The sequence below is a fragment of the Frankia sp. R82 genome (assembly GCF_023716925.1).
GTDB lineage: Bacteria > Actinomycetota > Actinomycetes > Frankiales > Frankiaceae > Frankia.
The window spans coordinates 1-2,042 of record NZ_JAMQQG010000134.1; the positions used below are offsets into that span (position 1 = coordinate 1).

A 2,042-nucleotide genomic window follows, 5' to 3' on the forward strand; every position below is an offset into this window, starting at 1 on the left:
GTCCTCACATCCCACATCCACCGCAGACCCTCGACACGACCCACAAGTCGCTACCCAGCAAACTTGCCGCAGCCCTGGGACCGCGGTGCTGTATGGGAGATGGAGGTTTGTTGGCCCTCCAGAGCCGCTCTGCGGGGAGAGGCTCTAAACCACCCCGAGCCGCATTGGCTGAAGACCGTTGTGGTGAGCGTCGCGGGAAAAGGCGCGACTGGATCGCGTCAGGTGAGGCCCGGAAAGATGAGCGATGGGTGAACAGCCCTCTGCCGTTGACGTGTCGAAATGAAGTCAGGCGAGATCAAAACCGGAGTCGCAAAACTACTCCGGGACAAGTCTGGGAGATACCCGTTTACTGCCCAGGCGGTCTCCGGCATATAGGCAGCATGAGTCCGGGCCAGGCTCTCGTATGGAACGTGTGAAGGTGTGTCCCGATATGGACGCCGAATTCTGGCGTCGAGAGGGAGGACTCCAAGCGGCGAGAACCGCGAGGAGCAGAGTACCGATGCGGGACACGCCGGCGGACTTGCCCGTAGTAGCTGTGAATCCTCTGCGTATCGCAGTGGGGGTGGAGCCAAGGGGCGGGGCCATCCAGGCGAACACGTGTGGCCAACCAGGAATGGGAGGAGTCACATGAGTGAGCCGAGGTCTCAGGTCAAGTCGCATAAAATTCCCAAGCTTCTGGTATGGGACGCATGGTTGAAAGTGAGGGAGAATGGAGGAGCGGCCGGGGCTGACGGTGTATCGATCGATCAGTTCGAGGAGAGGCTGAAAGACAACCTCTACAAACTGTGGAATCGTATGTCATCGGGTAGTTACTTCCCCGGTCCGGTCCGCGCGGTGGAGATACCCAAAAAGGGTGGGACAAGGGTTCTTGGTATCCCGAACGTGGTCGACAGGGTGGCGCAAACGGCGGCGGTTATGGCGCTGGAGCCGAACGTGGAGAAGGTATTTCATGACGACTCCTACGGCTACCGTCCAGGGCGTTCCCCGTTGGATGCGGTTGCGGTATGCCGACAGCGGTGTCTCAAGAGGGACTGGGTTGTCGACCTCGACGTCCGATCCTTCTTCGACTCCGTGCCATGGGATCTGATGCTGAAAGCGGTTGAGCGGCACACGGACTCGAAATGGGTCCGGCTGTATGTGGAACGCTGGCTCAAAGCTCCGATGCTGATGCCCGACGGCACCCTCGCGGCCCGGATGAAAGGGACGCCTCAGGGCGGCCCTATCTCCCCGTTGCTCGCCAACCTGTTCCTGCATTACGGATTCGACACGTGGCTGGCAAGAGAATTTCCGACAGTGGCGTTCGAACGTTTTGCAGACGACGTGGTGATCCACTGTTTAACCGAAAGGCAAGCTCGTCAGGTATGGGAGGCAGTTGAACGCCGGTTCGTCCAGATCGGGCTACAGCTGCATCCTGACAAGACGCGGATCGTGTACTGCAAGGATAGCCGACGTCGCCAGGAGTTCGAGCAGGTGACGTTCACGTTCTGCGGGTATGCATTTCGTCCTCGGATGGCCTTCGATAGGAAACGGAAGCAGGTCTATACAGGTTTCCTGCCGGCGGTGGCTCCGGAGAAGCTGGCTGAGATGAGCCGCAGGATAGCATCCTGGCGGATCCATCGGCGCACGAATCAAACCCTCGCCGAGATCGCGCGGTGGCTGAACCCGGTCCTGAGGGGCTGGTTGAACTACTTCACCGCGTTCTACCCGACCATGGTGATCCCACTGTACAAGCGTATCGACCGTCATCTGATGCGCTGGGCGCGGTGGAAATACAGGCGACTGTCCCGCAGCGAACGGCGGGCGCGGCAATGGTTGAAGGTAGTCCGGGAACGGGAGCCCAACCTGTTCGTGCACTGGGCGATGCGGTACTGATCGAAGGACTGGAGGGCACGAGTCGGATGAGCTGAGAGGTTCATGTCCGGATCTGTGGGGGCGGGCAGGTGAGATCCCTGCCCGCTACCCGGCAACTGGGCTTCCGAAAACGGATTGTCGTTCGACGTCCGTGGCCGTGAATGGGACCGGTGGACACCCAGGTCGATGAG

1 protein-coding gene is annotated in these 2,042 nt (G+C 60.2%); it reads left to right on the forward strand.

Annotated features, from left to right (window positions below; translation table 11 throughout):
* Positions 1–627 precede the first annotated feature (627 nt).
* On the forward strand, positions 628–1,872 hold the full coding sequence (gene ltrA / locus ND747_RS16150; protein WP_251734438.1) for a group II intron reverse transcriptase/maturase: 1,245 nt from the start codon (positions 628–630) through the stop codon (positions 1,870–1,872).
* Positions 1,873–2,042: the final 170 nt, after the last annotated feature.